Origin of the sequence: Fervidobacterium nodosum Rt17-B1 (assembly GCF_000017545.1) — a bacterium.
Classification (GTDB): domain Bacteria; phylum Thermotogota; class Thermotogae; order Thermotogales; family Fervidobacteriaceae; genus Fervidobacterium; species Fervidobacterium nodosum.
Genome location: NC_009718.1, coordinates 795,325 through 820,721 on the forward strand (window position 1 = coordinate 795,325; position 25,397 = coordinate 820,721).

The 25,397-nt window shown below is 39.7% G+C and carries 17 protein-coding genes, 3 tRNA genes and 3 rRNA genes; 5 read left to right on the forward strand and 18 right to left on the reverse strand.

What is annotated here, in order from left to right; genetic code table 11:
- Positions 1-18: 18 nt before the first annotated feature.
- Both FNOD_RS03780 and FNOD_RS03785 read left to right on the forward strand, forming a co-directional pair.
- Positions 19-1,224: a 2,3-bisphosphoglycerate-independent phosphoglycerate mutase gene (locus FNOD_RS03780; protein WP_011993905.1), complete on the forward strand. Its 1,206-nt coding sequence runs from the start codon at positions 19-21 to the stop codon at positions 1,222-1,224.
- Positions 1,225-1,234: 10 nt separating this feature from the next.
- Positions 1,235-2,497, forward strand: a complete 1,263-nt coding sequence (locus FNOD_RS03785; protein ID WP_083756793.1) for a ComEC/Rec2 family competence protein — start codon at positions 1,235-1,237, stop codon at positions 2,495-2,497.
- 36 nt (positions 2,498-2,533) lie between these two features.
- Here FNOD_RS03785 and FNOD_RS03790 read toward each other — a convergent pair whose 3' ends face one another.
- The 8 genes from FNOD_RS03790 to gap all read right to left on the reverse strand — a co-directional run bounded on the left by FNOD_RS03790 (position 2,534) and on the right by gap (position 8,464).
- Entirely contained in the window at positions 2,534-3,001 is a 468-nt protein-coding gene (locus FNOD_RS03790; RefSeq protein ID WP_011993907.1) for a Fur family transcriptional regulator, read from the reverse strand.
- Between the two features lie 30 nt (positions 3,002-3,031).
- Positions 3,032-4,066 (reverse strand): transcription termination factor NusA, encoded by a 1,035-nt coding sequence (gene nusA / locus FNOD_RS03795; protein WP_011993908.1) that lies wholly within the window; start codon positions 4,064-4,066, stop codon positions 3,032-3,034.
- A gap of 40 nt (positions 4,067-4,106) precedes the next feature.
- Positions 4,107-4,565 (reverse strand): ribosome maturation factor RimP, encoded by a 459-nt coding sequence (locus FNOD_RS03800; RefSeq protein ID WP_011993909.1) that lies wholly within the window; start codon positions 4,563-4,565, stop codon positions 4,107-4,109.
- Between the two features lie 99 nt (positions 4,566-4,664).
- A tRNA-Ser gene (locus FNOD_RS03805) sits at positions 4,665-4,755 on the reverse strand.
- Positions 4,756-4,867: 112 nt separating this feature from the next.
- Positions 4,868-5,299 carry a hypothetical protein gene (locus FNOD_RS03810; protein ID WP_011993910.1) on the reverse strand — a complete coding sequence of 144 codons (432 nt, stop codon included), beginning with the start codon at positions 5,297-5,299 and terminating at the stop codon, positions 4,868-4,870.
- Between the two features lie 108 nt (positions 5,300-5,407).
- Positions 5,408-6,160: a triose-phosphate isomerase gene (gene tpiA / locus FNOD_RS03815; protein ID WP_274376825.1), complete on the reverse strand. Its 753-nt coding sequence runs from the start codon at positions 6,158-6,160 to the stop codon at positions 5,408-5,410.
- Between the two features lie 11 nt (positions 6,161-6,171).
- Positions 6,172-7,374: a phosphoglycerate kinase gene (locus FNOD_RS03820; RefSeq protein WP_011993912.1), complete on the reverse strand. Its 1,203-nt coding sequence runs from the start codon at positions 7,372-7,374 to the stop codon at positions 6,172-6,174.
- Positions 7,375-7,465: 91 nt separating this feature from the next.
- The gene (gene gap / locus FNOD_RS03825) at positions 7,466-8,464 is read right to left on the reverse strand and encodes a type I glyceraldehyde-3-phosphate dehydrogenase (RefSeq protein WP_011993913.1); all 999 of its coding nucleotides are present in this window, start codon (positions 8,462-8,464) and stop codon (positions 7,466-7,468) included.
- Between the two features lie 320 nt (positions 8,465-8,784).
- On the opposite strand from gap, the gene FNOD_RS03830 reads away from it, so the two are divergent.
- Both FNOD_RS03830 and pcm read left to right on the forward strand, forming a co-directional pair.
- The gene (locus FNOD_RS03830) at positions 8,785-9,729 is read left to right on the forward strand and encodes a calcium/sodium antiporter (protein WP_011993914.1); all 945 of its coding nucleotides are present in this window, start codon (positions 8,785-8,787) and stop codon (positions 9,727-9,729) included.
- 23 nt (positions 9,730-9,752) lie between these two features.
- The gene (pcm, locus tag FNOD_RS03835; protein ID WP_011993915.1) at positions 9,753-10,352 is read left to right on the forward strand and encodes a protein-L-isoaspartate O-methyltransferase; all 600 of its coding nucleotides are present in this window, start codon (positions 9,753-9,755) and stop codon (positions 10,350-10,352) included.
- A 14-nt stretch (positions 10,353-10,366) separates the two neighbouring features.
- Here pcm and FNOD_RS03840 read toward each other — a convergent pair whose 3' ends face one another.
- From FNOD_RS03840 to FNOD_RS03870, 7 genes are all read right to left on the reverse strand, one after another.
- Positions 10,367-11,731, reverse strand: coding sequence for an MATE family efflux transporter (locus FNOD_RS03840; RefSeq protein WP_011993916.1), 1,365 nt, complete (start codon positions 11,729-11,731; stop codon positions 10,367-10,369).
- Between the two features lie 3 nt (positions 11,732-11,734).
- Positions 11,735-13,027: a methylenetetrahydrofolate--tRNA-(uracil(54)-C(5))-methyltransferase (FADH(2)-oxidizing) TrmFO gene (gene trmFO / locus FNOD_RS03845; protein ID WP_011993917.1), complete on the reverse strand. Its 1,293-nt coding sequence runs from the start codon at positions 13,025-13,027 to the stop codon at positions 11,735-11,737.
- 135 nt (positions 13,028-13,162) lie between these two features.
- Positions 13,163-13,279, reverse strand: a 5S ribosomal RNA gene (gene rrf, locus FNOD_RS03850).
- A 25-nt stretch (positions 13,280-13,304) separates the two neighbouring features.
- A 23S ribosomal RNA gene (locus FNOD_RS03855) occupies positions 13,305-17,299 on the reverse strand.
- A 35-nt stretch (positions 17,300-17,334) separates the two neighbouring features.
- Positions 17,335-17,410 (reverse strand) — tRNA-Ala (locus FNOD_RS03860).
- A gap of 5 nt (positions 17,411-17,415) precedes the next feature.
- A tRNA-Ile gene (locus FNOD_RS03865) sits at positions 17,416-17,492 on the reverse strand.
- 41 nt (positions 17,493-17,533) lie between these two features.
- A 16S ribosomal RNA gene (locus FNOD_RS03870) occupies positions 17,534-19,041 on the reverse strand.
- Together the 16S, 23S and 5S rRNA genes with 2 tRNA genes alongside form the textbook arrangement of a ribosomal RNA operon.
- A 587-nt stretch (positions 19,042-19,628) precedes the next feature.
- Between FNOD_RS03870 and FNOD_RS03875 the strand changes: the two genes are divergently transcribed.
- Positions 19,629-20,489 carry a bifunctional methionine sulfoxide reductase B/A protein gene (locus FNOD_RS03875; RefSeq protein ID WP_011993918.1) on the forward strand — a complete coding sequence of 287 codons (861 nt, stop codon included), beginning with the start codon at positions 19,629-19,631 and terminating at the stop codon, positions 20,487-20,489.
- Here FNOD_RS03875 and FNOD_RS03880 read toward each other — a convergent pair.
- From FNOD_RS03880 to FNOD_RS03890, 3 genes are read right to left on the reverse strand one after another with little or no spacing between them, the layout of a single operon-like run.
- Entirely contained in the window at positions 20,486-21,220 is a 735-nt protein-coding gene (locus FNOD_RS03880; RefSeq protein ID WP_011993919.1) for an NAD-dependent protein deacylase, read from the reverse strand. The two genes, FNOD_RS03875 and FNOD_RS03880, sit on opposite strands and share 4 nt — an antisense overlap.
- Before the next feature lie 50 nt (positions 21,221-21,270).
- The gene (locus tag FNOD_RS03885; RefSeq protein WP_011993920.1) at positions 21,271-24,078 is read right to left on the reverse strand and encodes an AAA family ATPase; all 2,808 of its coding nucleotides are present in this window, start codon (positions 24,076-24,078) and stop codon (positions 21,271-21,273) included.
- Positions 24,071-25,264 (reverse strand): metallophosphoesterase family protein, encoded by a 1,194-nt coding sequence (locus FNOD_RS03890; RefSeq protein ID WP_011993921.1) that lies wholly within the window; start codon positions 25,262-25,264, stop codon positions 24,071-24,073. Before FNOD_RS03890 ends, FNOD_RS03885 begins: the two co-directional genes overlap by 8 nt.
- Between the last annotated feature and the right edge of the window lie 133 nt (positions 25,265-25,397).

Consider the following 25,397-nt stretch of genomic DNA (forward strand, 5'->3'; position numbering starts at 1 on the left):
TTTGAAAGGAGGGTACATATGGATAAACAAGCATTTGTTCACGAGTTAATTACGCCAAACAACAGTAAAATTGTTCTTCTTGTCATGGATGGTATCGGTGACCTTCCAAACGAAGAAGGTTTAACACCGCTTATGAAAGCAAACACACCAAACTTGGACAAAGTAGCCACATTGAGTGACCTTGGCCAAACTATCCCCGTTCTTTATGGTATAACACCCGGGAGTGGACCTGGACACCTTGGTCTTTTTGGTTACGACCCAATTAAATATCAAATAGGTAGAGGTATTCTTGAGGCATTAGGAGAAGACATCGAAGTTGGAGAACTTGATGTTGTTGCAAGGGGAAATTTCGCAACAATCAACGGAGATATCGTTGTTGACAGAAGAGCTGGAAGACCATCAACTGAAGAAAGTGCAAAAGTTGTGGAGATACTCAACGCAAATATTAAAGAAATAGAAGATGTTAAAGTCACATTCTATCCAGGAAAAGAGCACAGATTTGTTCTGAAACTTACAGGCGAAGGTCTATCAGATAAAATTGAAGACGCAGACCCACAAAAAGAAGGAAAACCAATCAAATACACTTCCGCGCTATCACCAGAAGCAGAAAAGACAGCAAGAATTATAAACAAACTCCTCGATAGAATCAAAGAAGTTCTTAAAGACCAACAAAAAATGAACTTCGCACTTGTAAGGGGATTCTCAAAATATCCACAACTTCCTCAATTTCCAGAAGTTTACAAACTTAGAGCTGGAGCAATTGCCGTATATCCAATGTACAAAGGACTTGCAAAATTAGTGGGAATGACAATTATCCCAACAGGTCAAACGATAGAAGACGAAATAGAAACACTTAAGAAGGAATGGAATAATTACGACTTCTTCTTTGTACACATTAAAAAGACCGACTCATACGGAGAAGATGGTAAATTCGACGAAAAAGTACACGTAATAGAAAACGTTGATAAAATAATTCCAGAGATACTCAGTCTTAATCCGGATGTACTTGTTGTCACAGGTGACCACTCTACACCATGTGCGATGAAAGGTCACTCATTCCACCCAGTACCGATAATGTTCTGCGCAAAATATACAAGAAGAGGGCTTTCAAAAGCGTTTAACGAATTCGAATGTGCAAGAGGAACAATAGGTACAATACACGCAACAGACGTTATGAATCTTATACTCGCATACTCTGGAAGATTGGAAAAATTCGGAGCATAAAATAAATACCATGCAGGTTACACAATATTTATCTTTTTTCTACTTTGGAGGTGCAATTTTAGGTGCTTTGGTGGGAACAATTTACAAGTTCCCACCTTTATTTATAATTTTTTCAATTATACCAACTGCTTTATTTAAAAAGCCACGTTTGTCTTTATTCATACTCTTTTTCCTAATCACCAACTTGCTAGTTGTTAAAGATGTGCAAATTAAGAAGGCACAATTTGTTGGCACAATAAAAAGTGTGCAAGAAGGTTCATCAGTAGTTGAACCAAAATTTTATGATGGTGAAAAATGGAGAAACCTAGGTTTTGATGTTAGATTGTACAAAGAAGAAAAGATAGGAACAATAGTATACTTTATAGGTGACCTGAGAAAAACAACATCGTATCCAAGCTATTATGCAAAGACGACTTTTTATGCGACCGCAACAAATTATACGTCACTTAGTTCGAAGATATACGAATCGTTCGAAAACTTTAGAAATTTTTCCTCGAAAGTCGATCCGTTTTTCCAAAATTTGTTTGGAAGCAATTCGCGCGATGAAAACTTTATAAAAAGCGGATTGTTCCATATATTTTGTGTCTCTGGAATGCATGTGAGTATACTTTATTTATTCAGTACATACGTTGTATCTCTTTTCACATATAGAAAAAAGTTGAAATTAATATTGTCATTACTCTTTCCAACTATTTTTGTTATAGGTTCTGGTATGAACTTACCATCGATACGAGCGCTTATAATGTTGTACATGGCTTCCATTTTTAAGTTGTTAGATATTAAGATAAATCCTATAAACACAGTTTCTTTAGTTGGACTTGCGATGGTAATAGTCAACCCAGAGATAGTATTTTCGCTTTCCTTTTATATGACCTTCTTTGCAACGATTGGGGTGTTATTCTCAACAAATTATTTACTGTCAAACGTTGGTGGTTTTCTTGGAAGCGCGCCATATGTTGCACTCATTGGACAGGTAAATCCATTCTCTATCTTTGCAACACTTATAGTTTCATTCCCAGTACAAATAGTAATGTTTGGACTGACTATATCATATATATTATACGTGTTGAAATTAAACTTACTGAGTGCTTTAGTTTTGTACATATTGCTTCCATTTGCGCAATTTGTAGAGTTAGTAGCATGGTTCTTTTCTAAATTTCCAACTTTACCTCAGCACATTGTCATTTCTATCGCATTCGGTCTGACTTTTGTGATATATTTGGCAATCGTTCAACAAATAGATAATAATAAAAAAATAAGCACTGGGAATTAACCCAGTGCTCAAGTATTTAATATTTAATTAAATGATTTATTTTGATTTCCTATGTTTTTTCAATTGTTTCTCAGAGCATTTTGGACATATTCCCCTGAATTTTATATCAAATTCTTCCACAATGTAACCATTTCCATTTAGTAAATCAATATATTCCTTCATAACAAATTCTGGTGAAAGTTCATTTTTCAATTCGTATATTTTTCCACAAGAATTACAAATAAAGTGTGAATGTTTATTTTGCTTATCAACGAGTTCATACCTATAAACTCCCTCGTCAAATTGAAGACGTCTAAGAAAACCTAATTCAACAAGTAAATCGACAGTCCTATAAACAGTGGCTTTACTAACGTTTATCCTTTTATTCAAAAGATATCTATAAACTTCCTCAGCTCCAAGGTGTTCGCTATTAGTCTCAATAAAAACCTTTAAAATTTGCTCACGCTGTGGCGTCATTCGCCATCTTCTATCTCTCAATTCTTTTTTTAAAGCATCGACATGCATGTTATCTCCCCTTAATTAATATTTTTTTGATCACGCGTTCATAACTGGTTTTATATCTATCTTCCACCCAGTTAATTTTGCGGCAAGCCTTGCGTTTTGACCAGCCTTACCGATTGCAAGAGACAATTGATTTGGCGAAACAAGAACACGTGAAGCTTTAGATTCGTAATCTAATATCTCAACATCTATTACACTTGCTGGAAGCAATGCGTTCGCAATTAATTCTTTTGGATCATTCGACCATTTAATTATGTCAATTTTTTCAATTTTTAATTCTTTTAGTATCGGAGCAATCCTTGAGCCTTCTGGACCTATGCATGAACCAACTGGATCAACTTTTGGATCATGTGAGATAACCGCTATCTTTGTTCTTACACCTGGTTCTCTAACAATCTTAACAATTTCGATAATTCCGCTCTCAATTTCAGGTACTTCCAATTTCAAAAGTCCTACAACAAATTCGTTATCAATCCTTGTAACAATTATCTTTGGACCCTTTTTATCTTTTTTAACTTCTCTTACATATACCTTTATCAAATCAGACTGTTCAAACTCTTCTCCCGGAATCCACTCTTTCTTTGGTAAATGAGTTTCGAGCTTACCAATTCTTATATCGAGCCATTCTGGTGTTACCTTTAAAACTTCCGCTGTAACAACTCTCCCAACAAGCTCCGCGTATTTTTCATATTGTTTTTCCTTTTCAATTTCCCTAATCTTCTGGATTAACACTTGCTTGGCAACTTGAATAGCAAATCTACCAAGCCTCTTTATATTCATCTTTCTTTTAACTATATCTCCTATAGTTGCATCGGGTTTTATTTTCAGAGCATCTTCAAGAGAAATCTGAATATTTTCATTTTCAACTTTTTCAACAACTTCTAAAATTTGATAGGCTTCTATCTCACCAGATAATTTGTTAATAACTATCTCAACGTTTCTTTCACCTGTTTTATTTTTGTACGCACTCATAAGAGCTTTTTCTAAAATCTCTATTGACTCATCAACACTTATACCTTTTTCTCTTTCAAGTTCTCTGAGCGCTTCAAGTAACATCGGACTATTCATTTTCATACCTCCCTTTGTAATCTTATTTTAATTTTATTTCTCACAATTCAATCTCTAAATTGGCTGATTTAACGTCATCATACTTAATAGTTATGTTTTCATTATCAACTCTTAGAATAATTTCTTTTGTTTCCATATTAACATCAACTATATACCCTCTATAAGTTTTCTTTGTTTTCACCTTTACAAGCTTTCCAACAAACCTTCTGAAATCTTCTATTTTCTTTAATGGCCTATCAAGACCTGGTGAAGAAACTTCAAGATAATATCTTCCTGGAATGAAATCATGCGAGTCAAGCACTTTTTCAATTTCATAAGACACAAGTTCACAATCTCTTGTACTAACATAATCGTCAAGTTTATCAATTATTATACTCAGTACCCACTTTCCAGCTTGTATCCTATATTTCACATCGAAAAGCTCCAGTCCCATCGATGTAACAATTGGTTCAGCAATCGCTCTAACACGTTCTATTATCTCCTTTTGACTGAGACTCATAAAAAACACCTCACTTTAGATTACTTTTGCTCTTTTAATAATTAATAATTAATCGAAAAACCGGGACTAAATGTCCCGGTTGTGAATAATTTTTTCATCTGGCGGAGAGGGTGGGATTTGAACCCACGGGTGGTTTGTGGCCACCGCACGCTCTCCAGGCGTGTGCCTTAGACCCCTCGGCCACCTCTCCAATTAATCTTCTGAATAAATTTTACCAAATTCAGACGGCCCTTGAGCACACAACGCTGAGGAGCCGAGATCAATTATATCATAACCTTTAAAAAATTCAAGATTCTTTGTGGTTATTTAATACCTTTTTTTTTGAAAAATTCATCAATTATCCTCTCAATGTCTTTTTCTTTCTTTTTGTTCTCCATCAATGTTATTCTCATAAGTTCCTTCAAGATATCTTTCCTATTTTTATCAGTGATTTTATCATCTGAAATGACTATCACTCCATTAACTGTTACTGCTCCAAGATTTGTATTAATATTCGTAAGGTTCACAAGAACTTGGAATTCTGATCTCGATTGTGCAAAGTTTAAATCGATCTTCTTTGGCATTTTCAAGTTGTACTCTTTTAAAAATAATTCAAAATACATCCCAGTAAGAGAATCTAGGTCGTATATTTCCTTTAAACTTACAACTGATTTCTTCTTTGCGCCAAAGACAAGAGAAGACATCGATAAAGCAAAAACCATAATAAGCATAACAGTTAAAAATTTTCTCATCATAGTTTTTCCCTCCTCTTCAAGTTGTCAAAATCAATAAATATTTAATAAATATTTATCAAACAAAGTGGGGCAGAAGTTTTCTAATCTGCCCCGCACTCAAATCTAAAATTAGATAATTACTCTTGACATAATCTTTGCAAGCTCTATAAAGCTTTCTTTTAAACTTGCGCCTCCAACCAATGCACCGTCTATATCTTTTTTCACAAACAAGCCAAACCAATTTTCTGGCGTTACGCTTCCACCGTAGAGTATTGTAATTTGTTGTGCTGTTTGTTCATCGTACATCTGAGCGAGAAGTTTTCTAACAAACTCGTGAGCTTCCTGCGCTTGCTGTGGAGTTGCCACAACACCTGTTCCAATTGCCCATACTGGTTCGTAAGCTATAATTACTTTCGAAACATCTTCCTTGCTTATTCCATATAAACCTTCTCTAACTTGCTTTTCAAGAACACAGAATGTAAGACCTTTCTGTCTCTCCTCAAGAGTCTCGCCTATACAGAATATCGGTGTTAACCCTTCTGAAATCGCTTTCTTTATCTTCTTATTAATCAATTCGTCACTTTCGCCAAATATCTTTCTTCTTTCACTATGTCCAATTATAACTGCCGAAACATTCAATTCTTTTAACATCTTTGGAGAAATCTCCCCTGTAAATGCTCCACTATCTTCGTAGTACATATTTTGCGCAGCAAGTTTAATATTGCTTGAAGAAATAATTTCCCTTACTCTATCAAGAGCGGTAAACGTTGGAGCTATGTAAATATCAAATGAATTAAACCCTACGAGTGCACTAACAAGTACATTAGCAAATTGTTGTGCCTCGTAGGGCGTTTTATTCATCTTCCAATTTCCAGCTAAAATAAACTTTCTAATTACTGTTTTTTTTTATCTGCGATAGAAGCAATTCCTGGTAATTCTTTACCTTCTAAAAATTCAAGTGACGCACCACCACCTGTGGAAACGTGGCTAAATTTCTTCTCAAGTCCGAATTGACTAACTGCTGCTGCGCTATCTCCACCGCCAACAACTGTTGTTACACCCTTATCTGTGAGTGAAGCGATGAATTCTGCAACAGCTTTTGTACCATTTGCGAAATCTTCAATTTCGAATACGCCAAGTGGTCCATTCCAAACAATTGTTTTCGCGTCAGCAAGTTTTGATTTAATAAGCTCTATACTTGCAGGTCCGATATCGTATCCAGCCCAGCCTTCTGGTATACCTTCCTCGCATGTAAATACTTTCTTCTCAACTCCAGCTTCCATCTTTTGAGCACAAACGGCATCGGTTGGTATAACAAGTTCTACGCCCTTTTCTTTTGCTTGTTCAAGGAGTTGCTTTGCAAGGTCGATTTTGTCTTCTTCTACCAATGAGTTACCTGTCTGCTTTCCAAGAGCTCTCCAGAATGTAAACATCATAGCGCCACCGATTATTATCTTATCGGCCTTATTGAGAAGGTTTGTAATAACTCCTATCTTATCTGAAACCTTTGCTCCACCTAAAACAACAACGTATGGTTTATCGGGGTTGTGTGTTGCTTTTGAAAGGAATTTAATTTCCTTTTCCATTAAGAATCCTGCAACGCTTGGAATGTATTGTGCAATTCCAACGTTACTTGAATGTGCCCTGTGAGCTGTACCAAACGCGTCATTTACATGAATATCGGCAAGTGATGCCCATTTCTTTGCAAGCTCGAGGTCGTTCTTTTCTTCGCCAGGATCAAATCTTGTATTTTCAAGCATTAAAACTTCGCCTTCCTTAAGTTCAGCAACAGCCTTTTCTACTTCTTCGCCGTAAAGTGCAGGAACGAATTTTACTTCTTTACCGAGTAATTGAGCCAATCTTTCAGCTGCAGGTTTAACTGTATACTTTGGATCTGGACCGCCCTTTGGTCTACCAAGATGGGTGAGGAGTATGACCTTTGCACCTTGTTCAAGAACATACTTAATTGTTGGAAGAGCCTCAACAATTCTTGTATCATCAGTAACTACACCATCTTTGATAGGAACGTTAAAATCTACCCTCATAATGACCCTTTTACCTTTAAGATCGACGTCTCTTATTGTAAGCTTTTCCATAATTTTCACCTCCCGTGTTCACTCCAAATCAATCCGAAACTACTTAATCTAAAAACAGGGGGATAAACTCCCCCTGCTTCAATTATATTAATTAAAGCATCTTACCAACTAATTCAATTGTATCGACAACTCTGCATGTGTATCCGTATTCGTTATCGTACCAGCTGTAAACATTCACGAGATTTCCATTCATTACCTTTGTCAATGTTGCATCAAATACTCCCGCGTATGTTGTTCCAACAATATCCATACTTACTATTTGATCTTCATTGTACTTAATAATTCCCTTAAGTCTTCCTTCTGTCGCCTCTTTAACCTTTGCGTTGACTTCCTCTGTTGTTGTTGCTTTTTCAACTAAAACACTAAGTACAGAGATTGAACCATCTGGAGTTGGCACTCTCAATGCCATACCATCGAGTTTTCCTTTTACTTCAGGAACTACAAGCGCTACTGCTTTCGCTGCTCCTGTTGTTGTTGGAATAATGTTCATAGCAGCTGCTCTTGCCCTTCTAAGGTCTTTGTGTGGAAGATCAAGAACTCTCTGATCATTTGTGTAGCTGTGAACTGTTACAAGGTGACCTGTTACAATCTTGAAGTTATCATTTATAACTTTAACTATAGATGCTATAGAGTTAGTTGTACAAGATGCACAAGAAATTATTTGGTGCTCTGGTTTCAATTGGTCTTCGTTACAACCAAGAACTACCGTTATATCTTCACCTTTTGCTGGAGCTGTTATTATAACCTTTTTCGCACCGGCTTGGATGTGTTTCATTGCGCCATCTCTTTCTGTAAACTTACCTGTTGATTCGACAACAACATCAACACCAAGGTCTTTCCATGGTAGATTTACTGGGTCCTTTTCTGCAAATACTTTGATTTCCTTTCCATCAATGATAATGGAATTTTCTGTTGCCTTTACTTCTCCCGGGAAAATTCTATGAACTGAGTCATATTTGAAGAGATGAGCTAATGTCTCTGGTTTGTCCAAATCGTTAATGGCAACAACCTCAACGTTACTACCGCGGCGAATGAGTTCCCTCAAAACAAGTCTTCCTATCCTTCCAAAACCGTTAATAGCTATCTTCATCTTACTCCCTCCTTAAATCAAGTATTGTAGAGACTTTCAAATTTGTTTTTCTTTCCTACTCGTGAAAAATTGTACAATACAATTATTACATTTGCTACAAAAATCAGGTTAAGATTTTGAAATATTTTTTGCATACTCAAGCATATAACAGATAGAAAGAATTTTTATGGTTTATTTAGTCATAACTAATTATATTTTACCACAAAGAAGATTAACAAGCAATACTTGCAAGTAAATTTATTTGATTGTATAATATATTTTACAACAAACCAATAAGCAAAAAAGATAAAAAATATTTCTTTGAAGAGGTGGTATTACATATGATACTGAGCATCTTACTTCTCATAATCGGTTTTGTCTTTGTCTCTATTGGCTCAGACAAATTGGTTGAAGGTGCGTCAACTTTAGCGAAAAAACTAAAGGTTTCTGATTTATTAATAGGTCTTACAATTGTAGCATTTGGTACTTCTGCACCAGAACTTGCTGTTAATATCGTTTCGTCCATTAAAGGAACATCAAATATAAGCTTAGGAAATGTTATTGGAAGTAATATTTTTAACATACTTGTTGTCGTTGGATTATCAGCTGTGATAAGACCTGTAATAGTCCAACATTCTACATTGAGAAAAGAAATTCCATTAAGTTTAATAGCAGCACTTTCCATTCTTGCACTTGGAAACAAAACACCATCTGTTATAACAAGAGGAGATGGAATAGTTTTGTTACTATTCTTTGCGATATTCATGTCTTATATCTTGGAAATGGCACAAAAAGACCGTGAAATGTTTGAGGAACTTGAGAAGACCAAAGAAAAACAATTAGGTACAATTATCTCTATTCTATACATAATTGGTGGGCTTGCAGGTTTGGTTTTTGGCGGTAGATGGATAGTAAACGGCGCAGTTGACATAGCAAAAGCTTTTGGTGTCTCAGATAAACTCATAGGATTAACCATAGTAGCTGCGGGAACTTCCATTCCTGAACTTGCAACATCTTTAGCTGCAATAATAAAAGGCAATAACGAAATAGCACTTGGTAATGCAGTAGGTTCTAATATATTCAATGTATTCTTCATACTGGGTATATCAGCTGTTATAAAACCCATAGTTTACACAACTGTTTTGAACTTTGACGTAACTTTGCTTGTCATAATTACTGTAATATTGTTACTATTTTCAAAAAATTTGAAAATAGAGAAATTCGAAGGGTTGCTTATGGTATCAACTTACGTTGGCTACACAATTTACTTAATCTATCGTGGATAAATATCCATCGAGGTGAAACTTATTTGTTATTCGAACACCTTCAATATTACGGTGTTTCAAGAAAAATTATCGAAGCGATGAATAAAGTTGACAGGAAATTATTTGTTCCAAGCGAACTCCAAGAAAGTGCTTATCTTGATATTCCACTCCCTATAGGATATGGTCAAACAATCTCAGCTCCACATATGGTTGGAATGATGTGTGAGTATCTTGAACTAAAAGATGGGGACAGAGTTCTCGAAATAGGTACAGGAAGTGGTTACAACGCAGCGGTTATGAGTTTACTCGTTGGTGAAAGTGGTTGGATATACACTATCGAACGAATACCAGAACTTGTGCAAGAAGCTCAAAAAAGAATTAATTTACTCGGGATAAATAACATAACCATCATCGTTGGTGATGGTAAGGAAGGTCTTGAAGAATATGCCCCTTTTGACAAAATCACAGTAACTTGTTATGCTAAGCACATTCCGAAAAAATTAATTGAGCAATTGAAAGACAATGGGATAATGGTTATTCCAGTTGGTAATGAGTATGTCCAGATACTAAAACTAATTAGAAAATCAGGAGAAAAAATTATTGAAGAAGATCTAACTCACGTGCGATTTGTACCAATGCAGTAGTTTACTAATTAAACTTATTCTTGAAACTCCTCGTACAATTTCTGGATCGACAACTTGCCCCATGTATATGTAACCAACGACGCACTTGCATTTCCGATAACTATTCCCCACCAAACCCCAACCAAACCTATTTTTATAACATCGACAAATAGCCATGTCCAAAATAATTGGAATATGATAGTTCTAAGAATAGTCGCCACAAGACTTTTAAAACCTTGACCAATTCCCTGGAACATTCCAGATGTGAGCATTCCAAGAGGAGTACCGGGCAAGAATAAACACAAAATTTTTAATGCTTGAGAAATATTTTCAAGTAACTCACTAGAGGCTTTTGAGTACGCAAAAAGAAATGCTAACTGCTTTGAGAAGATGAATATTCCTAACATTATGGTTAAACTAAAAATCTCCGCAAATTTTATAGCATAATTTAGCGCGTCTTCTATCCTTTTTACATTTCTAGCACCATAAGCAGCACCTGTAACGGGTGTTACAGCAGAAGAAATACCTATAATAGTCAACGTACCAAGGTTTATTATCCTCCATGCCCCTGTAAAAGTCGCAACTCCAACATCCCCTCCAGCCTTCACAGCAAATCTATTCAAAACGTAAATTGCAATTGACATCGCTATTTGAGCCAACGCCGTTGGAAAACCAACTATGGAAATATCTCGCAGATATTTACCATTGTATCTAAACTTCTTCAAAGAGACCTTTAAAAAAGTTTTATCAGAAAAGAATAAATAATAGATAAATATAACCGTTGCTGATATAATAGATATTCCAGTTGCCCATGCAGCACCTTTAATTCCCAATTTAAATGTGTATATAAAAATAGGATCCAAAAAGATGTTCAATATAGAACTAAAGGTTACAGCATACATAGGTCTTTTAGAATCACCTTCACCACGTAATATTCCTACAGCGGTGTTGTTAAACATTAGAAATGGTGTAAACAAAAAAATTATAAACCCATAATCATATGCTTTCTGAAGCGCTTCACCACTCGCGCCAATACCTTTAAGAACAGGTATCAACGTTGTGATACCTATTAAAACTGTAAAAAGTGAAACAATCAGCGAAAGTAAGATCGAATGTTCCGCTACGGAATTTGCACCTTCGTAATCCTTCTCACCTATCTTTCTGGAAATAGCCGAACTTGTTCCAACAGTTATTCCCGTCGCGATCGAAACAACAATCATAAAGATTGGGAAGAAAAATCCCATAGCTGCAAGTGTAACAGCTCCAAGTCCGGCAACCCATATAGCGTCAACAAGGTTATATATTGTCTGGACAAACATGGAAATCATATTTGGAATAGATAACTTTACAATGGCTTTCCTGTAATCTCCGAGCAGCAATTCTATATTTCGATTGTTCATCGCTTATCCTCCAATCGTCAAACTAGTAATTTGATAGAATTTTTTCATCTCATCAAGCGCTTTCAAAGCTATTTTTTCCCTGTCTTTTCCCCCGCCGAGTAATCCAAAATTTGCGTACATTGGTTTAAGCTCTGGAGCGGTTGTTATGTATCTTACTAATGCGCCACACATAGTCTTTTCTGGAAATTTTATCATATCCTTACCCAAAATTAATCTTGAAATATTTAAGCCGACGTATAATCCAGTCATAGCAGATTCAACATAACCTTCAACACCTGTAATCTGTCCAGCAAAGAATACATTTGGCATTTTCTTTAATCTCAAATACTCATCCAAAACCTTTGGGGAGTCTATATAACTATTTCTATGCATCACACCATATCTTAGAATTTCCGCGTTTTCTAACCCAGGAATTAATTGAATTATTCTTCTTTGCTCTCCCCACTTTAATCTTGTCTGGAACCCAACGATATTGTACATAGTCCCTTCAACGTTTTCTTTTCTCAATTGAATGACAGCATATGGTTCTTTCCCCGTTTTTGGATCTACAATACCAACAGGTCTCAGAGGACCGTAACGCATGGCATCCTTACCACTTCGAGCTATTTCTTCAATCGGTTGGCACCTCTCAAATAAAAGTTTTCTGTCAAAATCTTCTATCTCTATAACTTGAGCGTTTACAAGTTCATTCCAAAACCTTTCATATTCTTCTTTTGTCATAGGGCAGTTAATATAGTCACCTGTGCCTACACCGTATCTATCAGCAACAAAACAAACGTCCATATTAATACTTTCTGCACTAACAATTGGTGCAACAGCATCAAAGAAATTAAAAAATCCACCAGTTTGTTCCCTTATCCATTCAGCAAGCTTTCCATCTGTAGTTGGACCTGTAGCGATTATCCATATATCATCGGTATAAGGTTTTTCCACCTCTTCCCACACTACTTTAACAAGTCCAGTTTGAAGAAGTTTTTCAGTAACACACTGAGAAAATTTTTCTCTATCAACAGCTAAAGCCTTACCAGCAGGCACGCTATTATTGTAAGCACATTCTAAAATTAAACTTCCCCATATTTCCATTTCCGCTTTTAGTAAACCTTCGGCATTCTTCAAGTCAGTAGATTTTAACGAGTTACTACAAACAAGCTCTGCAAAATTTTCACTTACATGCACTGGTGATTTCTTTACTCTTTTCATTTCATGTATAACTACATTAAAACCATTTTTTACAAGTTGCCAAGCAGCTTCAGAACCTGCAAGCCCTGCTCCAATGATGTGAACTAATTTATTCATAGAAAAAAATAACTCCTTTCTTTCATTAAATAATTTTCAACAGCAAAAAGATTATACCACAACATCCACAATGGTAATAGTATAAACAAAAACCCCCTGAATCGAAATGATTCAGGGGGTGAGGATTTAAGAAATCCTGGGCACTACCTACTCTCGCAAGCGGTCGCCCGCTTACTACCATCGGCCCACGGTGGCTTAGCGGCCAGGTTCGGAATGGTTCTGGGCGTTTCCCACCGTAGTATCGGCACCCAGGTCATTCAAAAGTGCATAGGGCTTAAAGGTGAAGGTTTCGGCCTATTAGTACCGGTTGGCTCCACGCCTCTCGGCGCTTCCACCACCAGCCTATCTAGGTCCTCTTCTCGGACCGGCCTTATGGAGGCCTCATCTCGGAGCGCGCTTCCCGCTTAGATGCTTTCAGCGGTTATCGCTCAGGAGCGTAGCTACCCAGCGTATGCACTTGGCAGTACAGCTGGTACACCAGTGGCTCCCTCACCCTGGTCCTCTCGTACAAAGGGCGACCCTCCTCAAGCCTCCTACGCCCGCAGCAGATAGGGACCGACCTGTCTCACGACGGTCTGAACCCAGCTCACGTACCCCTTTAATAGGCGAACAGCCTAACCCTTGGGACCTGCTTCAGCCCCAGGATGGGATGAGCCGACATCGAGGTGCCGAGCCTAGCCGTCGATGTGAACTCTCGGGCTAGACTAGCCTGTTATCCCCGGGGTAACTTTTGTCCGTTGATCGACGACCCTTCCACTCGGAGTCGCCGGGTCACTAGGACCGGGTTTCCCCTCTGCTCGACCCGTCGGTCTCGCAGTCAGCCCGGCTTTTGCCCTTGCACTCAACGGTGGATTTCCAACCCACCTGAGCCGAGCTTTGCGCGCCTCCGTTACTCTTTAGGAGGCGACCGCCCCAGTCAAACTGCCCACCTGGCACTGTCCCTCGCATGCTCTCCACATGCGTAGGTTAGAACTCCGCTGCAACGAGGGTGGTATCCCACCGCCGGCTCCACGTGCCCTGGCGAGCACGCTTCTTCGCCTCCCACCTATCCTGTACACGCCGCAACAGAGCACAATACCAGGTTACAGTAAAGCTCCACGGGGTCTTTCCGTCTAGCTGCGGGTACTGGGCATCTTCACCCAGACTGAAATTTCACCGGGTCCCCTGCCGAGACAGTGCCCCAGTCGTTACGCCATTCATGCAGGTCGGAACTTACCCGACAAGGAATTTCGCTACCTTAGGACCGTTATAGTTACGGCCGCCGTTTACCGGGGCTTCGGTTCGGAGCTTGCACCCCTCCCCTTAACCTTCCGGCACCGGGCAGGCGTCAGTCCCTATACTTCCTCTCATCGAGTTGGCAGAGACCTGTGTTTTTGGTAAACAGTCGCCAGGGCCATTTCTCTGCGACCACCTCGGCCTCCGTCAGTTTCCACCTCGCGGCTTCCCCTGACTTCAACCTACCGTGGCACCCCTTCTCCCGAAGTTACGGGGTCAATTTGCCGAGTTCCTTGGCAAGGGTTATCCCGCTCCCCTTAGCTTTTTCAGCCCGCCTACCTGTGTCGGTTTGCGGAACGGGCACCTGCTAACCACTACACGCGGCTTTTCTTGGCAGTGTGGCGTCAGCTCCGTTGACCCCTTTCGGAGTCTCCCCTTCACGGCTCAGCTCAGGCTGCGGACTTACCTACAGCCCTCTTCGCCTAACCGCTTGGAGGGATTTGCCACTTATCCCCGGAGCTTAGCCTCCTGCGTCCCCGCTTGCAGTATCGGTTAGCCGGTGGTACCGGAATATTAACCGGTTTCCCATCGGATACCCCTTTCGGGTTTTCCTTAGGTCCCGACTTACCCTGGGCGGACGACCCTTCCCCAGGTACCCTTAGGCTTTCGGGGGGATGGATTCTCACCATCCTCTCGTATACTCATGCCTGGATTCTCACTTCCGCTTCGTCCAGTAGCTCTCTCGAGTCTACCTTCTCCCTACCGCGGAACGCTCCCCTACCAATCTACCTAACGGTAGATTCCGTGGCTTCGGGGGGTGGCTTCAGCCCCGCACATTTTCGGCGCAGTGCGGCTCGACCGGTGAGCTGTTACGCACTCTTTAAATGATGGCTGCTTCTAAGCCAACATCCCGGTTGTCTGGGCCACACCACATCCTTCCTCTTCACACTTAGCCACCTCTCCGGGCCCTTGATAATGTTAACTAAAAGTATTGAAACTTTCCAAAAACCGCATTATCCTTATAAAGAGGGGACACCCCCCAACCAACTCTCGACAAAGGAGGTATCCCGATATGAACAACTCAACGCTCTCTTGTCCAAAATGCGGTTCCACCAGCTTATACAAAAACGGTCATGACAAATACGGTAACCAACAATTCCTTTGCAAACTCTGCCATCATTCTTTCAAACTCTCCCATTCTCAAAAACGCAAAAACTTCCCTTTCCCTTATCCCAAATGCACTTCTTGTGGTAAATCTATGCAAATTTACAAAGTCCGTCGCTCTTTCGTTGTCTTCCGTTGTAGAGCTTGTCGTACCAAAGATAGAGTACCTTTTAACCTCCCCGAACCAGTCACCCTTATTCCTGAGAAATTTAAATATTTCCGCTTCCCTATCTTTTTCGTCTTAAAGGCTTTTGTTTTGTATATGAAACACAATATGTCTTATCGCTCTCTTGCTCATTCTCTTAATATCAAAGTATCTCATGTCACCATATACAAATGGGTTATTAAATTGTGTACTTTATTCTCTGTACTTTTTCCAACATTTACCATCGAAAATGTTTTCTCAGTTCATGCTGATGAAACTGTTCTTGTGTTCAAAGAACAAAAGTACTATGTTTGGCTATTAGTTGATCACGAAACTAACTTAATTCTTTGTTGGCATGTCTCAAAGTATCGTGATATGGGACAAGTCAAAGTATTGCTCGAGAAGTTCTTTGGTAATTCAAAACCTAGAAACATTGAACTTATTACTGATGGACTTGGTGCATATGAAAGTGCAGTAAAGCTGTTGTTCAGAAATATCAATCACGTAGTGGTACCGCTCGGTAAAAACAATCAATGTGAATCTAAGTTTTCATTGTTGAAAGACTTTTTCCGACTCAAGCGAGGGCTGAAGAATACGAAGAACTTAGCGAAATATATTCAAGGATTTTGTGTAGTGAAGAATCTTTGGAAAACGCACAATGGCAATATCAATCGCATTCTTTCACAATTACACTCTTTCATCACTACAAGTTAACACTATCGGGCCCTTAGCCGACGGTCTGGGTTGTTCCCCTCTCGTCCGTGAAGCTTATCCCTCACGGGCTCACTCCCAGGATCTCGTGTGGCGGCATTCGGAGTTTGACAGGGTTCGCAGGTTACCCCACTAGCCCTACCAGCGCTCTACCTCCACCACAGAACTCCTGAGGCTGCACCTCAATGCATTTCGGGGAGAACCAGCTATCACCGAGTTCGGTTAGCTTTTCACTCCTACCCACAGGTCATCCGAGGATTTTTCACGATCCACCGGTTCGGACCTCCAGTGGGTTTTACCCCACCTTCATCCTGCCCATGGGTAGCTCACCCGGCTTCGGGTCTATCGCTACTGACTCGCGCCCTATTCGGACTCGCTTTCGCTCCGGCTCCGCCTTTATCGGCTTAACCTCGCCAGCAGCGATAACTCCCAGGCTCATTAATCAAAAGGCACATCGTCACCCTCGCGGGCTCCGACTTCTTGTAGGCATGCAGTTTCAGGTCTCTTTCACTCCCCTTCCGGGGGGCTTTTCACCTTTCCCTCACGGTACTGGTTGCGCTATCGGTCGGCGAGGAGTATTTAGCCTTGGAGGGTGGTCCCCCCTGATTCACGCGGGATTCCTCGAGTCCCGCGCTACTCGGGATCACAGTCACTCCTTCATCACTCATTTCGCCTACGGGACTGTCACCCTCTTCGGTCAGCCTTCCCAGACTGTTCAGCTATGAGTGATTACGGAGCGGACTCAGCCTAACTGTGTCCCACAACCCCAGCCTTTCGGCTGGTTTAGGCTCCTCCCCTTTCGATCGCCTCTACTCAGGGAATCTCGTTTGATTTCTTTTCCTCCGGGTACTGAGATGTTTCACTTCCCCGGGTCTCGCGCCTCTCGGCGTGCACGCTTTCACGTGCACAGGTTGCCCCATTCGGGTATCCCGGGATCAACGCTCGCTTGCAGCTCCCCCGGGCTTTTCGCAGCTTGCCACGCCCTTCTTCGCCTCTCGCCGCCTAGGCATCCACTGCATGCCCTTACTACCTTCACCTTCTTCCCTATGCACTTTTCAATGACCTGTCCCATTGGTGGAGACAAGGGGATTCGAACCCCTGACCCCCTGCTTGCAAAGCAGGTGCTCTCCCAGCTGAGCTATGTCCCCACCCATGGTGGGCTCGGGAGGAATCGAACCTCCGACCTCACGCTTATCAGGCGTGCGCTCTGACCTTCTGAGCTACGAGCCCAATCACTCAAATACGAATAGCAGCCACCTGTCTCTCCTTAGAAAGGAGGTGATCCAGGCGCACCTTCCGGTACACCTACCTTGTTACGACTTAGCCCCCCTCACCACGTTCACCCTCAACGGTATGCCTAAGCATTACCGTCTTCGGGTGCCCGCAACTCGGGTGGCTTGACGGGCGGTGTGTACAAGGCCCGGGAACGTATTCACCGCGGCGTGGCTGATCCGCGATTACTAGCGATTCCGGCTTCATGTGGGCGGGTTTCAGCCCACAATCTGAACTGGGGGACGGTTTGAGGGTTTTGCTCACCATCACTGGCTCGCTTCCCGCTGTCCGCCCCATTGTAGCGCGTGTGTCGCCCAGGACATAAGGGGCACGAGTATCTGACGTCATCCCCTCCTTCCTCCGGCTCGTCGCCGGCAGTCCCCTTAGAGTGCCCACCTTTCGTGCTGGCAACTAAGGGCAGGGGTTGCGCTCGTTGCGGGACTTAACCCAACACCTCACGGCACGAGCTGACGACGACCGTGCACCACCTGTGCTGGCTCACTACCTTACGGTAGCGTCCCTCACCTTTCGGCTCGGTACCACCAGCATGTCAAGCCCTGGTAAGGTTCTTGGCTTAGCTTCCAATTAAACCACACGCTCCACCGCTTGTGCGGGCCCCCGTCAATTCCTTTGAGTTTCACCCTTGCGGGCATACTCCCCAGGCGGCTCACTTATCGCGTTAGCTTCAGCACGGAGCCTTCCGGCCCCACACCTAGTGAGCATCGTTTACGGCTAGGACTACCCGGGTATCTAATCCGGTTCGCTCCCCTAGCTTTCGTGCCTCAGCGTCGGTTACGGCCCAGCAGACCGACTTCTCCACCGGCGTTCCTGCTGATATCTACGGATTTCACCCCTACACCAGCAGTTCCATCTGCCTCTGCCGCACCCAAGCCCTGCAGTTTCCAGCGCAATCCCACAGTTGAGCCGTGGTATTTAACGCCAGACACACAGGGCCACCTACGCACCCTTTACGCCCAGTGATTCCGGGTAACGCTCGCCCCCTACGTATTACCGCGGCTGCTGGCACGTAGTTAGCCGGGGCTTATTCGCTAGGTACCATCAGTACTTTTTCCCTAGCAAAAGGAGTTTACACCCCGAAGGGCTTCGTCCTCCACGCGGCGTCGCTGGATCAGGCTTTCGCCCATTGTCCAATATCCCCCACTGCTGCCTCCCGTAGGAGTAGGGCCCGTGTCTCAGTGCCCTTGTGGCCGACCATCCTCTCAGATCGGCTACCCGTCGTCGGCTTGGTAGGCCGTTACCCTACCAACTACCTGATGGGCCGCAGGCCGCTCCCCTGGCGCCTTCCGGCCTTTACTCTCCCGAGTCTATGGCGGATTACCTACAGTTTCCCGTAGCTATCCGCCTCCAGGGGGCACGTTCCTACGTGTTACGCACCCGTCCGCCGCTATGCAGCCTTCAACCGAAGTCTCCAGCTGCACCGCTCGACTTGCATGTGTTAGGCACGCCGCCAGCGTTCACCCTGAGCCAGGATCAAACCCTCCAAGCTAATCTTCAGGTTCAACCCTGCTCTTTATCTTTTTTTCGGTGGCTGCTATTCATATTTCAATGACCGGACTCTTTCCTTCACTTCATCGTGTCAATCTTTTATCGCGCGTTTCATACTTTACCACGTTCGCTTATTTTTGTCAAGGGGTATTTTTATTCGTTTTTTCATTTCGCTTTTTTCTCAAGCGTTTCTTAATTTACCACATTCACTTGTTTTTGTCAACTGACTTTTTTATTTTTTTGTTTTTCTTTTTCTTGCGCTTTGCTTTTTCGCAGCGCGAGTTTCATTCTACACCATCTTTTGTTAACTGTAAAGCCTTCTCGCGTAACAACTATCTACCTTTGTCTGTTACAAATTACATCATCCTTCCTATTACTCAGGCGTTTTAACACATCAAAAATCTTTATCTAATAATAATATAAATCCACATTAAGTTATTAATTTTTTTGTTTCAACTCATCAAAATAATCTATCAACTATTTCCTGCTTTTTATTGATTCAAATTCATGACTTTATTTTTTATCTTTTTGTGATAAAATTATATAAAGTATACAATTAAACTCAATATAATTTATGGAGGCAAAATTATGAAAAAAAGGATTGTAAACAATAATCTAAGTGAATTTGAAAAATTTGTCCTATTTGAGAAAGGAACTGAACCACCATTTACCGGAGAATATGAAAATCATTTTGAGAAAGGAATTTATGTATGCAAAAACTGTGGCATACCACTTTACAATTCTAACGATAAATTCCACTCTGGTTGTGGTTGGCCAGCGTTCGATGATGAAATACCAGGAGCCGTGAGAAAGCAGTTAGATAGAGATGGTAAAAGAACGGAAATTGTTTGTGCTTACTGTGGCGCGCATCTTGGACACGTTTTCTACGGAGAGGGTTTCACACCGAAAAATGTTCGACACTGCGTAAATTCAGTATCAATGAAATTTATTCCCGAAGGCCAAAAACCACCTATTGACAGGATGTTCTTTGCAGGTGGATGCTTTTGGGGAGTGGAACACCTTTTCAAACAACTTGACGGTGTAGTTGATACACGCGTTGGATATATGGGTGGACATAGAAAAAATCCGACGTACGAGCAAGTGTGTACAGGTCTAACAGGTCATTATGAAACCGTTGAAGTTATCTTTGATCCGCTAAAAATCGACGAAGAGACTTTGGTTAAGTATTTCTTCGAAATTCACGATTTCACACAAGAAAACGGTCAAGGACCAGATATAGGCGAACAGTATAAAAGCGTTATTTTCTATACAAACGAAAAGCAAAAAGAGGTGGCAGAGAAAATAAAGGACGAACTTAGTAAAAAGTATAAAGTCGCAACGCAAATAAAAAAGGCAAGTGACTTTTGGCTTGCCGAGGATTACCACCAAGATTATTACGAAAAAACGGGAAAAACCCCGTATTGTCATTACAGAAGGAAGATATTCTAAAAGTGTCTTCTTACTTCTTTCGCAAAGTCAATCAGGTCAATATGAATTACTAAATCAGCGTAATCATCAAGCACCGTTTCATTTTTATTAATTATACACAATTTTGCTCCACTGTGCTTTGCGTAAATAGGCAATTGCGCCGCTGGGTAAACAACAAGTGACGTGCCCATAGCTATGAATACGTCACTTTCTTTAGCCCAGTTCTCTGCTTTAGAGTACTCGTTCAATGGCAACATTTCACCGAAAAATACTATATCCGGTTTTGTTACTCCACCACATTCACATCTAAAATTTCTGTCAATCAAAAATTCTTTATGCTGTGAATTGAATAAATCATATCTTTTACCACATTTCAAACAACTCCAAGTGCGTACATTTCCATGGATTTCCGCAACTTTCTGACTTCCCGCTTTTTTATGAAGATTATCTATATTCTGGGTTATAACCCCTTTTACTATATTCAACTTTTCAAGATAAGCCAGCAAATAATGGATTTCATTAGGTTCGACATCGAGCATTTTTATCAGTTCTTGCTTTGCAAATTCGTAGAATCTGTCAGGATTTTGATGGAAAAGATCTATATCAAAAATTTCCTGTCCCCATTTGGAATAAACTCCATTTTTACTTCTAAAGTCAGGAATACCACTCGGTACACTAACTCCAGCACCGGTAAGCACTGTGGTAAATTTTGAATTCTTAAGCCAACTTACAAGCGTCAAAATTTCTTCCAAATTTTCCACCTCCTTTTGCGGTTTTACAAATTCCGCAAAAGTTATAAAATTTATAGCCTTATCTCATGATAACCTTTGCCTATAAATTCCTCATCGTGGGTTATTATAAACGCTTGAGATATATTTCCAAGTAATATTCTCAAATTCTCAGCTAACAATTTTCTTCTTTCCTCATCAAGATTGACAGTTGGTTCATCAAGTATGTATATATCTGCGTTAGCTAATATTTTAGCGATAGCTATCCTCAACGCAATAGCCGCGCTAACTTGTTCACCACCTGATAGTTCACTAAATTCTCGAACACCTTTAATCGGATCTGAGAGTCTGAATATGTACTTTCCTTCGGAATGGTCAACTTCTATACTTTCCTGATTCCCTGTCATCTTTCTGTAATTTTCTGTAGCTTCCAAAACAATTTGGCGTGTCAAGTACTCCGTAACTTTAACACCCATCACTTTTATTTTCTCTCTGAACTCTTTCGTTAGTTCCAGCTTTTTATTAAATACTGATTTTTTGTCTTCGTAATTTCTTAACTGATTGATTTTCTCTTCTCTTTCTTCAATTTGACTAACTAATTGATTTTCATCTCTTCCCAATTCCCCTAAACGTACCTCTAAATTTTTTAGTTCCTCGTTTTTCTTCTCAAGTTCGTCCTCAATACTCTTTTTTTCTGTTTCTAATTCTTCTAAAGGTTTCAACATATTAATTTTCACCTTTAAATCGTCCACTATCTTCTTGCTTTGTTCTATTTCACTTTCCAATACCTTTTTCTTTTCGTTCAACTCTTCGAGTTTTTCAGCCATTTTTTTATTAATCATATATTCTTTGTAATCAACCTCGCGCTTATTCTTCTCTGACTCAAGTTCTTCAATCTCTTTGGTTACTCTATCTAATTCTTCATCTATACCAACATATTTTCCAAGTTTTTCCTCGAAAGTTTTTAGATTATCTTCGTATTCGCTTTTTTCTTTCAAGAGTTTATCTATCTCGTTTTTAATACTGAGATAACGATTTGTCTTTTCACTGATTTCTTTTTCAATATTTTTTAATTGATTAAATTTACTATCTATTTCCGCATTAATCGAACCTATAGCTGAGTTAATCTCATTTAATCTGTTATCAGCTTCTTCAACTAACTTTGAAATGTCTCCGTATTTTTGCGCTATATCTTCAATGAATTCACTTATCTGCTTTAATTTTGCTTTTTTCTTATCCATCTCATCGATTTGGTGAGATAACGTGCCAGCTTCCGTTTCTTTTTCTTTTAACTGCTTACTAATCTCTTCCTTTTTGTTCTTTGCTGTATTGATTTCTTTTTCCTTTTCTAGAAGTTCACTCAGCTTTTCTTTGTAGTAATCTCGCTTGTTTCCAAAATACACATCTGTGCCCTTGGCTTGAAGTATATTTTGACAAGGCTCATTTAAAAGCGGACAATTTCCACTGGAAAGCTGTCTTGAGGCATTTTCTAAATTTTCCAATTCGTTTTCGATTTTGGCTTTCTCACTTATTATATTAGCTTCTTCTGATATCTTTTTATTCAATTCATCAATAGCATTTTGCAAACTTTGGATTTGTTCAATCAGTGATTGATATTTTTCCCTCTTTTCTTCCTCATTTGATAACTCAATTTCAATATTTTCCTTCTCCTTTAAATTGTCACGGTAATCTTGATATATTCTTTTTATACTCTCTTTTACCTTTTTTGCTTCATCCATATCTTTCTTGGCTTTTTCTAAATCTGTCCTTTTGATTTCTATCTCTTCAATAAGTTTTGACTTATCACCTTGGAGTTTTTGTATTTCTACATCGTAAATAGACAATCTTTCGTTAGTTTCATTTATTTTTGCTTCCGCGACACTGATTTTATTCTTAAGCTCTATAATCCTCATTTCAATATTTTGCTTTTCTTGTTGCTTTTTCCTGAGTTCTTGCTCGAGCTTTCTTTTTTGACTTATTTTCTCACTTAAGGCTTCAAATTCTTTGTAAGAAGGTTCCAACCTTTCGACAATTTTTCGAGCGTTCTCGGCTTCCACAATTTGCTTTGAAATTTCTTCTAAATTCGCCTGCGTGCTCTCCAAAACTTTCAAGTTTTTTTCCAAATCATTTTTTAGATTCCGAGCGTCTTCTATTTGCTTTTCCAACTCAGACTTTTTAGACTTTAGAGAATAAATTAACGTTTCCAAATCTTTCTTTTCAGTTTCTTTCTTTGAAATTTCATCACGAATATTCGATAATTTTTCGTCGATACCTTTGTATTTTTCAATGTCATTCTTCAAAATGTTTATTGAACCATCTAACTCACTAATTTTCGCTTCATATTTATTTATGACATCTTTGAAATTGTTATAAATCTTATCGTACACATCTACCTCGAATATCTTGTTAAAAAAACGTTTGGATTCTTCATTTTGCATCGCGAATACTGTTGTAATATCATTTTGATAAGCGCACATTATGTTCTTGAAAAGTTCTTTGAAATTCGTTACCCCAAGCCCCAAGAGTTTACTAACATACTTTGGAACTTCATCTAATTTGTTAGTAATCACATTGTTACTCCCCACTTGCCTTAGTACCCAACTATTTTTTCCCGATTTGTACACTCTTTCTACTTCGTACCTTATTCCATCTTCTCCCGTAAATTCAACATTTATCTTAAAATAACTATTTTGACTACTCAAACGTGAAATAAGGTCCTTAGGCTTTTTCTCACTTATACCAAACAAAGCCATCCCAAGCGCTTCGAATATGGAACTCTTACCCGCGCCGTTTCTTCCAACGATAACATTAATCCCAGAGACAAAATCAAATTCTCTATCTAAATGACATTTGAAATTCTCCAATTTAATTTTATTAATCATTTCTCTGAACCCCCATGATTCTGCCGATAAATTCATCGAATATCTCGTAAATATATTCGTCTGAATTATTCAAATCTTCGTCTTCAAAGAACATCTTAGCCTTCCTTATAAACTCATACGTTTCATTAACTCTCTCTTCGCTAATTGAAAATACATTATTCCAAGATGATATTAACTCTTTTTCTATCAACTCTTTACTTCGATACCTCATCTCACTGCCATTTATATCGTTGACATTGTTAATCTCGATTCTGCTTTCTACTTTTAAAGCTCCCTTATCCAACAATTCCTTTTTTATTCTATCAACGTCAATAAAATCGTCGTTATCAAGAAAAACCCTCAGGATTACTATCTCTCCATCCTCCACTTCTAAATTGGCGACAAAATCATAAATCTTAGAACTTTGGATCTTATGCATACTTCTTTTTCGTTTGCGGGATTGGAAAAAAGAATGAGTAAAGGTATCTGTGTCGAATATGAAAAATCCCTTTTCGCCATTTTCGTACAAATCCCAGTATTCTGGACTTCCGGGGATATAAAAGAATGGTTGACTTGCTGGATAGATTTTCTTAGAATGAAAATGCCCACCAGCAAAATAAATAACTTTACCACGGAAAGAATCTATAATCTCTTTCGTTACACAACCTGGCAGCAATTCTTGATTAGTCTCCTCGCTAACGATAGCAGTATGACAAATCACGATATTATTATCTCCGCTTATTTGCTCTGAGAGACCTTGCAAAACTTCATCGATAAGATTACCTTGGTACGGAACGCCGTAAATCCTAAAACCCCTAAATTCGCATTCTTCGAATTTAAAAATTTCTCCATCACGCTCAAAACCAAGGTTTACTAATAACCCCTTCTTCTCCAAATAATCAACCCAAGAATCTCTATCGTATGCGATATCATGATTTCCAAGAACAGTAAAAACAGGGATATCTTTATCTTTGAGCTTTTTGAGAATACCTTCCGTGCGCTCGAGTATATCTGGATTTATTTTATTAGAGTCGAATAAATCACCAGCGATAATGAACAAATCAACATTCTCTTCTATAGCCCTATCGACTATATACTCGGCAGCATTGAAATAATCGTTATATCTAAAATCAGAATACGAATTTTCACCTATGCCACCAACTGGCCTTTTACCCAAATGCCAATCCGATGTATGCAAAATTTTCATTCTAAGTATCCCCCCAATTAGTATAAACAATTCACTTTAAAATTATACCAAATACCAGTTGACTTTTCCAAAATTGAGTTGTAAAATATACCTGTCTTAGGGAATTTTAAAAAAATCAAAATTAAAAATTAGG